This window comes from Pseudomonas sp. CBZ-4 (genome assembly GCF_000346755.1).
Classification (GTDB): domain Bacteria; phylum Pseudomonadota; class Gammaproteobacteria; order Pseudomonadales; family Pseudomonadaceae; genus Aquipseudomonas.
Map to the genome: position 1 here is coordinate 1 of NZ_ANNV01000105.1, position 9,001 is coordinate 9,001.

A 9,001-nucleotide genomic window follows, 5' to 3' on the forward strand; every position below is an offset into this window, starting at 1 on the left:
CCCTCGCCACAGGGGATTCAACAATCGCAGATAGCCCATTGCCCATATGAAATAATTCCTGTAATTTTTCATGAAATTATTCGACATAAATTTCATGACGCCCCAAGAAGAACTCGCCACCCTTGCCGCCCTGATCCACGACCTGCGCAAGCACAAGAAGCTCACCCTCGCCCAGCTCGCTCAGAAAATCGAGCGTTCGGTGGGTTTCCTGTCCCAGGTGGAGCGCGGCCTGTCGCGCCCGACCGTGGCAGACCTGACCGCCATCAGCCACGCCCTCGACGTGCCCACCACCTACTTCTACAGCCAGCCCAAACCGAAAGCGGTGGACTGGATCACCCGCCCCAACGAGCGGCGCACGGTGTATTACGCCAACGGCATCACCGACATCCTCGTGTCGCCAAGCATGAACGGTGCCTTTTCGATGCTCGACAGCCTGCTCGCCCCCGGCGCCAACAGCGGTGAACAGACCATGAGCGACCGCGCCGAGCAGGCCGGCTTTGTGCTGGAAGGCGAATTGACGCTGTGGGTGGAAGGTGAAACCGATTCAGTCACCCTCCTCAAAGGCGACAGCTTTCACCTGGCCAGTTTCGCCCACTGTCGCTACGCCAACCTGACCGACCTGCCCGCCCGCGTGTTGTGGGTTTACAACTAGGAGCTGCACCCGTGAAAAGCCATTCCTCCACCTTGCTGGCCGAAGTACGGACCTTTCGCCAGAACCACCCCGACGTGCGTTACGTCGACCTGATCGCCCTGGACATTCCGGGGCATTTCTACGGCAAGCGTTATCCCATCGAGATGCTGGAAAAAGTCGCCGCCGGCAGCCCGCTCAAGCTGCCGCAGAACGCAGTGCTGCTAGGGGTTCAGGGTGGTTTGTTCAAGATTGGCGATTACTGCTTCAACGACGGCGACCCAGACGCCAACCGCCGCCTGGTGCCCGGCACACTCAAGCCGGTGAGCTGGGAATCGCAGCCGTTGGGGCAAATGCTGATCACCTCGGACGACACCGAAGCGCCCATCGAATTCGAACCCCGGGAAGTGCTGGCCAAGGTGCTGGAACGTTTGCACCACAAAGGCATTCACCCGGTGGTGGCGTTTGAGCTGGAGTTCTACCTGTTCGACAAGAAACTCGCCGACGGCCTGCCGCAATTCGCCCGCGACCCGCTGAGCGACGACGCCGACGACCAGCCCAACCTGCATATCGAACGCCTGTCGCGCTTCAGCGACGTGCTCGACGACATGGCGCAAACGGCCAAGGCCCAAGGCATCGACATCACGGTGATCACCGCCGAAATCGGCCCCGGTCAGTTCGAGATCAACTTTGGTCACTTGGACGACGGCCTGCGCGCCGCCGACTGGGCTGCCCTGTTCTGCCGCAGCACCCGTGGCGTGGCGCTGAAACACGGCTACCGCGCCAGCTTCATGGCCAAGCCCTACCTGCAATACCCCGGCAGCGGCATGCACGTGCATGTCAGCCTGTATGACGCGGCGGGCAACAACCTGCTGGCGGCGCACCAGCAGCAACCGCTGCGCCATGCCGTGGCCGGTTGCCTGGAGTTGCTGCCGCACTGCATGCCGATCTTCTCGCCCAACCACAACGCCTTCCGCCGCCTGGGTGGCACGGTCAACGCCGCGACCCGCGCCAGCTGGGGCTTTGAAGACCGCGACGCCTGCGTGCGCATCCCCGAATCCGACCCGCGCAACCTGCGCATCGAACACCGCCTGGCCAGCGCCGACGCCAACCCGTATCTGGTGCTGGCAGCAATCCTTGTTGGCCTGGAACACGGCCTTGAAGCCAAGCGCGAACCCATCGCCCCGTTGAACGACGACCGCAGCAGCGGCACCGATTTCCCCGTGGAAATGCTCGATGCCGTACGCGCCATGCAACACCAAGCCGTATTGCGCGATAAGCTGGGCGCCGAATTTGTCGACGTGTACTGCGAGAACAAACGCCAGGACCACTTGGCGTTCCAGCAAGAGATCCACGCCAGGGAATACCGCTGGTTTCTCTAAATCACCCCATGGAATCACCGATGACCGACCAAAGCGCCCCGGCCCTGAAAGAAATCTTCAACGTCGAACGCCTGCAACATATCGCCAATGAGATGAGCGCGGTGTACCCAGCGTTCGATGCCAAGGGCTTTCTCAAGCACGCCAAGGCCGGGCTGGCCGAGTTGTCGGTGCTGCAGCGCATGGCGCGGGTCAGCGAGAGCCTGCACGCGGTGATCCCCCTCGACTACCCGCAAACCCTGGAACTGCTTTACGCCCTGGCACCGCGCCTGAACAGCAGCTTTGTCAGCCTGTTCCTGCCGCACTACGTGGCGAGCTACGGGCTGGATGACGTCGAACGCTCCATGGCCGCGCTCAAATATTTCACCACCTTCGGTTCCGCCGAATTCGCTATCCGCCCCTTCCTGCTACGCGACTTGCCGCGCACCCTGGCGGTATTGCAAACCTGGTCGCTGGACGCCAACGACCATGTGCGCCGCCTCGCCAGCGAAGGCTCGCGACCGCGCCTGCCGTGGTCCTTTCGCCTGGCCGAGGTGCAAGCCAATCCCCAGCTGTGCGCATCGATCCTCGACAACCTCAAGGCCGACCCCAGCCTGTACGTGCGCAAGTCGGTGGCCAACCACCTCAACGACATCACCAAGGACCACCCGGACTGGGTCCTGACGCTGATCGAAGGCTGGTCACTGGACAACCCCCACACCGCCTGGATCGCCCGCCACGCCCTGCGCAGCCTGATCAAGCAAGGCAACACCCGCGCGCTGACGATCATGGGTGCAGGGGCCAAGGCCGAGGTGAAGATTCATCAGTTGAGCGTGACACCCGCGGTGATCAACCTGGGAGAGCGGATCAGCTTGTCGTTCAACCTGGAATCCACCGCCGACACCGCGCAGAAGCTGGTGGTGGACTACGCCATCGACTACGTGAAAAGCGCGGGGCACAGTGCGAAAAAGGTATTCAAGCTCAAGGCGTTTACCCTGGGCGCGGGTGAACAGCAGAGCATTCGGCGCGAGCAACATATTCGTGAACTGACGACTCGCAAGCATTATCCCGGACGCCATGTAGTACATGTGTTGGTGAATGGAGAAAGGCTCGGCAGTGCCGAATTTGAGTTGCGCGCCTGAACTGTCGCTTAGAGAAATGCCTCTAGAACAGGAATTCCAGATCGCAGCAGCGGAAAACATCCAAACAATGCACAGCAAGCGTTCAAGTTTGTATCATCAGTAATGGCATTTAGCCTTAAACCTGAGGCATTATCCCAACCATACATGAGGTTATTGGAAGGGAGTCCTGTTATGGCCTGGTCGTTGACACTCAATTTGGATGAGCAGGTCTACCCGCTTAGGATCGTGCAGCGCGTGGTCTATAGCCTCGCAAAAGACTTCGCCTTTTTGGTTCGTCACGAGCACGCGCAATGGGTGCTTGAAGTCACGCCAAATGATTCCTCCAATCTGCTGGGCTACGCTGCTGACACGGCCAGAGCCATCATCCTGCGCCATCTGAATGATTTCGCACTCCGCGACCAGATCGCACTGGAAACCAGCGGGCTGAGGGAGCTTCTGGCCAGTGTCGCCTTGAAAGAGTGCGGCCACTGATATGTCTGTCGCTCTGATTGCCAAACAAACCGATTACCGATTGCTCCCGTTTCGCTTCATGCGAATGCCGGAAGTCGGCGACTCACAAGTACTGATCACTGCAGACACGGGAGAGTACCTGTTTGTAAAGGACACTGACCTGTCTGGGATCGTACATAAACGGCTCGATCGTCAGTCATCCTTGTATAAAGATCTACTTGCTCGCCATTTCATTTACGAGCCGGACGTACACACGCCGTTTCCAGAAATGGCCGCGCAGATTCGCAGCCGCAAGAACTTCCTCTTCGGAGGCCCGGCACTGCATCTGTTTGTGGTCACTTTGCGATGCAATCACACCTGCCAGTACTGCCAAGTATCCCGCGCCCCGCTAGGTGGCCATGCACACGACATGTCTGCCGAAGATGCCATGCACGCAGTCGATCGATTATTTGAGTCTCCCTCGCCGGTGCTCACCGTAGAGTTTCAGGGCGGCGAGCCCCTGCTGGCATTTGATCGAGTCAAACAGATCATCGAGGCCGTGACTGCTCGCAATGAAACCGAGCGCCGCAGTATCCAGTTCATTATCAGCAGCACGTTGCATCACCTCACAGACTCTATCCTGGCATTTGCCAAGCAGTACGCGGTGCAATTTTCAACGTCCCTGGACGGCCCGTCTTTTTTGCACAACGCCAACCGCCCCACCCCAGAAAAAAATGCCTATGAGCGCACACTTGAGGGTATCCATCGCGTGCGCGATGTCCTCGGCCATGACGCCGTGTCAGCACTCACCACACTAACTTCAAGAAGCCTGGAGCACCCGAAGGCAATCATCGACGAGTACGTCAAGCAAGGGTTCAAGAGTATCTCCCTGAGGCCGCTGAGCCCCTACGGTTTTGCCAAGAAGTCCAGCCAGCGCTTGGATTATTCGATTGATCAATACTTGAGATTTTATACCGAGGCGCTGGGTTACCTGATTCAACTCAACAGTGAAGGAACCTACCTGAGCGAGGGCTATGCCTCGTTATTGCTTGGCAACATTCTCACGCCGTTCTCAAGTGGCTATGTCGATTTGCGCTCACCATTGGGTGCCGCAGTGGGAGCATTGGTCTACAACTACGACGGTGACGTATACCCCTCTGATGAGGCACGGATGCTGCTGGAGATGGGTGAGAGCGGACTGAAGCTGGGAAATGTCCGGCAGCCGTTGAGTGAGCTATTGCACTCGCCGGTAGTGAAACAACTCTTAGACGCAGGAATCGCCGAGGCATTGCCGGGCTGTTCCGATTGCGCATTGGTGCCCTATTGCGGCGCAGACCCTATCGAACACTACGCTCGCCAGGGGGACCCGATAGGGCATCGTTCCTTCAGTACGTTCTGTCAGAAAAATACGGCACTGCTCACGCACCTTTTCGGTTTATTGCGCAATGGAGATCACTCGACCCAGCGAGTACTGATGTCGTGGCTTGCACGCCGCTCACTCAGTGATCTGCCGCAGCCAGGATACGGAGGCTGAGATGCTCAGACTGGATACGCAATTTGAGATTCAACACCTCGATACCGCACGCATGCTCAAAGTCATCAGCGTTAACGAGTTGATAGAAAAAGGCACAAACGGCTGCGCCGGCGAAGCCAGCTTCAATGACCTGCTGCTATGGCTGACACTCGACGAACTGCTGGCGCAACCCACACTGCTGACACTGCCCGTCGCTGGTATCTTGCTCGTCGATGGCGCACTTGCGATCGATTACACAGGAATCATCCTCACTGCCCCCAAAGATAAGGAAGTGGTCCAACCAGGGGATGTGATTGCGCTGTCACCAGCTTCGAATGTCGTCAGGGTGCTTTATAGGCGAAATGCCAACAGCAACCTGCTGTTCATTACCGACAGATGCAACAGCCTGTGCCTGATGTGCTCGCAACCTCCCAAGGAAATCGACGACTACTGGCATGTCGAAAAAAACCTACGGCTGATTGATTTGATGGATAAAGGCGATGAACAAATAGGTATCAGCGGCGGAGAACCGACGTTGTACGCCGACGGACTCCTTGCACTGATCAAAAAAGCCAGTGAGGTCTTGCCGGAGAAATCGCTGCACATTTTGAGTAATGGACGCCTGTTGGGACAGCCAGGCTGGCTGGCTTGTCTCAACGAAATCGAACACCCACTCCTCACTTGGGGTATCCCGCTGTATGCCGACAATGCGGCAGACCACGATCATGTAGTGCAAGCACCCGGGGCGTTCAGCGAGACAATGAAGGGGCTGTACAACCTTGCCCGTACCGGTCAAAACATCGAGATCAGGGTTGTGCTCAGTCGTTTGACGTCACCCCGGCTGCCTGAGCTGGCACATTTCATTTTCCGCAACCTGCCGTTCGTGCAGCACATCGCGATGATGGGAATCGAAAATACCGGGCTTGCAAAGAAAAATTACGACGCCTTATGGATCGATCCTTTGGACTATCAGGACACACTCGCAAGCGCCTGCCATTTCCTCGACATCCGTGGGCTGAGCGTATCGGTCTATAACTTGCCGCTATGTGTACTGGAGCCATCGTTGAAGCGGTTCTACCGGCAAAGCATTTCCGATTGGAAAAATCTGTTTATCGACACCTGCCAATCCTGCACAGCCAAACACTACTGTGCCGGTTTCTTCAAATCTCACTCCCTTCGCTGGCAGAGTCGAGGCATTCGCCCGCTCAATCTGGACGAAGGCATCCACTACGCAAGGAGCGCTTCATGACACTGATGGACCGTTGGAAAATGCTGATCAGCCAAGGCGCCGCGCTGGTTCCCGTCGCATTGAGTCCCCTGGCCTATGCCAATCAAGTCGCATTGACCCAGCCGGAATGGACGACGACAGATAAATCACCTGTCTTCAACAACACGCTCAACTCCCCCGACGCCGTCAACATCTATGCGGCTCATCGCTCCCACAGCTCCCACCGTTCACATAGCTCTCATAGCTCGCACTACAGTGGCTCGGGTGGTTACAGCGCCCCACGCACCTACACGCCGCCGGTTTCGGCCTACAGCGCCCCCTCTACGACTGCCAATCGCTTCAGCGGGTCAAGCAGCAGACCTGCGTCTACAACACCTTCGGCCGCACCAGCGCGAACGTCGGCTACAGCTGATCGAAACCAGTTGGTCATGCGCGTTCAAATGGCATTGCTGGTCAAGCAGTACTACAGCGGCAGCATCGACGGTGTTTTAGGCAATGGTACTCGCGGGGCATTGATGGCTTTCCAGGCCGACTCAAACCTGCAGAATCATGGTCGCATGGACACTCCGACGCTGAATGCACTGGGGATTGCGATCCCCTAATTGTTTTCGAACCACCAGGTGCATAAAACAACAAAAGGCTCTATCCCGGGCCTTTCAGCCATATAAATTGTCGAACAATCCTCGCCTTCTCCGTTGCGATCCATTATCATCCGGCGCCTTCTCGCTACCTGCCAGGTAGCTGTTTCAATGTGTCACCCGAGGCGCCCATGTACCGTTTTGCGTTTTACCGTCCCTTGCTTGCCATCAGTCTGGGGCTCGCAGCTCCCTCCGTTTTCGCCGCGCTGCAACCCTTGGCCGAAGCCCCGCTGGCCAGCGACACCGAGCTGCATTGCCACTTCAACCGTGATGCCAGCACTGACTGCACCACCACCTACCACTACACCATCCTCAAGCCCAACGGCCGTGAGATGCTCTCGCGCATCGACTTCGACTACGCCGAAGGCGACACCTTTGAAGTGATCGCTGCGCAATCCACCCAGCCCGGCGCCAAGCCGGTTGCGCTGGCGGCCACGCAGATCGACACGCGCACCGCGCCCAACCCGGACCAGGGTTTCAGCCGCGACAAGCAGACGTCCCTGGCCTTTCCCAACCTGCGCGTCGGCACGCAGATCCGCTACACCGTGCGCGAGCATCGCCCCGCCAAGCCGCTGATGACGCAGTTTCACTACGCCCTCAAGTTCGGCCCCAGCGCGGCCCGTCGCGACCGCTTCAAGGCGCGGTTTACCGCCGAGCGGCCGATCCAGTGGCGCAGCGAGCTGTTCGATGGCTTCAAGGTGACGCCATCGGCCAACGGCAAGACCCTGGACGTGGTGCAAAAAGCCCCGACCTTTCTCAATTACATAAACGAATCATCCAACGCCGCGCTACTGCGCATCCCGCGTATCGAAGTGGGCAGTGCCATGGAGCAACAGGCGTACTTCGGTGATTTCGCCCAGCGCTACAACCAGATCCTCGGTGCCCGCCTGCCGCCACACAGTGCGGCCGCCGTCGCCGCCGCGCGCGACTTGGCGCCCGCCGAACGGGTCGGGGCGCTGATGCAACACCTCAACGATCACTACCGTTATCTCGGCGATTGGCGTGCCACCGAGCGCGGCTATGTACCGTTCAACCTGGCGGAAATCGAGCAGCATGGGTATGGCGACTGCAAGGATCTGGCGATTCTGCTGACCGCCATGCTCAAGGCCAGCGGCATCCCCGCCGAAACCGCCTGGGTCAGCCGTGGCGATGTGGTGGAATCGTTGTTGATCCCCGGCACCAACGCGCCCAACCACGCCATCGTGCGCGCCGAAGTGGGCGGCCAGGTCTGGTGGCTGGACCCGACCAACCCGGTCTTCGCCCCGGGCCAGACCATGCCCGATATCCAGGACCGCTGGGTGCTGGTCAACGACGCCCAGGGTCAGGTGCGCACAGAACATATCCCGCTGGAACGCCCCGAAACCAGCCTGCGCCTGGACAAACAGGTGCACTACGACCAGCAAGGCAACGCCGCGATCCAGGCCACCCTCACCTTCAGCCGCCTGCCGCTGATGCAACTGAGCGTCGCCGACCGCCAGCAAGGCAGCACCGCCACCGACCAGAACATCTGCGCCAACTTCGGCCATGAAATCAGCGACTGCCACGTCAGCCGCGCGGCCAGCGGTTTTGTCGTTCACGACGGGTATCGCGTCAACGCAACCATGAACGACCAGCGCGCGCTGGAGAAACTGGCGGATGGCTACGTCTACACCGATGAGTCGCTCAAAGGCCGCTGGGATGCCTTCGTCTACTACCGCCGCCAAGGGCAGCAGGCCGACCTGGACCAGGGCAACCCGGAAACCAATGACTACACCATCACCCTGAGCGGTGGGCAGATGGATAAAGCCATTCCCGGCTGCCAGGTGCGCTCGCCGTGGTACGACCTGGACCTGGAAGGCCAGCGTGAAGACGGCGCGCTGCGCTATCACTATCGCCTGACCCAGAAAATGCGCTGGCTGACCCATGATGAAATGGTCAGCGCGGCGTTTGGGAAGATGGTCGACGAGGCACGGGCGTGTGCGGAGCAGGTGCATCAGGTGGTGAAGCTCTAATACCCACCTGACACAACCCTATTCCTGTGGGAGCTGGCTTGCCTGCGATGGCATCACCTCGGTTTGCCTGATAC

General features: G+C 58.9%; 8 protein-coding genes. All 8 read left to right on the forward strand.

All coding sequences use genetic code 11. The annotated features are described in order from the left end of the window. Positions 1–94: 94 nt before the first annotated feature. The 8 genes from B348_RS0114165 to B348_RS0114200 all read left to right on the forward strand — a co-directional run bounded on the left by B348_RS0114165 (position 95) and on the right by B348_RS0114200 (position 8,927). Positions 95–652: a helix-turn-helix domain-containing protein gene (locus B348_RS0114165; protein WP_017736741.1), complete on the forward strand. Its 558-nt coding sequence runs from the start codon at positions 95–97 to the stop codon at positions 650–652. An 11-nt stretch (positions 653–663) separates the two neighbouring features. Next, positions 664–2,010, forward strand: coding sequence for a glutamine synthetase family protein (locus tag B348_RS0114170; RefSeq protein ID WP_017736742.1), 1,347 nt, complete (start codon positions 664–666; stop codon positions 2,008–2,010). A gap of 20 nt (positions 2,011–2,030) precedes the next feature. Then, positions 2,031–3,128, forward strand: coding sequence for a DNA alkylation repair protein (locus B348_RS0114175; RefSeq protein WP_017736743.1), 1,098 nt, complete (start codon positions 2,031–2,033; stop codon positions 3,126–3,128). Between the two features lie 171 nt (positions 3,129–3,299). Next, entirely contained in the window at positions 3,300–3,599 is a 300-nt protein-coding gene (gene hxsD, locus B348_RS0114180) for a His-Xaa-Ser system protein HxsD (protein WP_017736744.1), read from the forward strand. Position 3,600: 1 nt separating this feature from the next. Then, positions 3,601–5,091 carry a His-Xaa-Ser system radical SAM maturase HxsB gene (gene hxsB, locus B348_RS0114185; protein WP_017736745.1) on the forward strand — a complete coding sequence of 497 codons (1,491 nt, stop codon included), beginning with the start codon at positions 3,601–3,603 and terminating at the stop codon, positions 5,089–5,091. A 1-nt stretch (position 5,092) separates the two neighbouring features. Then, positions 5,093–6,319: a His-Xaa-Ser system radical SAM maturase HxsC gene (gene hxsC, locus B348_RS0114190; RefSeq protein ID WP_017736746.1), complete on the forward strand. Its 1,227-nt coding sequence runs from the start codon at positions 5,093–5,095 to the stop codon at positions 6,317–6,319. Then, positions 6,316–6,900: a His-Xaa-Ser repeat protein HxsA gene (gene hxsA, locus B348_RS01000000130040; RefSeq protein WP_032864876.1), complete on the forward strand. Its 585-nt coding sequence runs from the start codon at positions 6,316–6,318 to the stop codon at positions 6,898–6,900. The genes hxsC and hxsA overlap by 4 nt, the downstream gene beginning before the upstream one ends. Positions 6,901–7,067: 167 nt before the next feature. Further along, entirely contained in the window at positions 7,068–8,927 is a 1,860-nt protein-coding gene (locus tag B348_RS0114200; protein ID WP_017736748.1) for a DUF3857 domain-containing transglutaminase family protein, read from the forward strand. Positions 8,928–9,001: the final 74 nt, after the last annotated feature.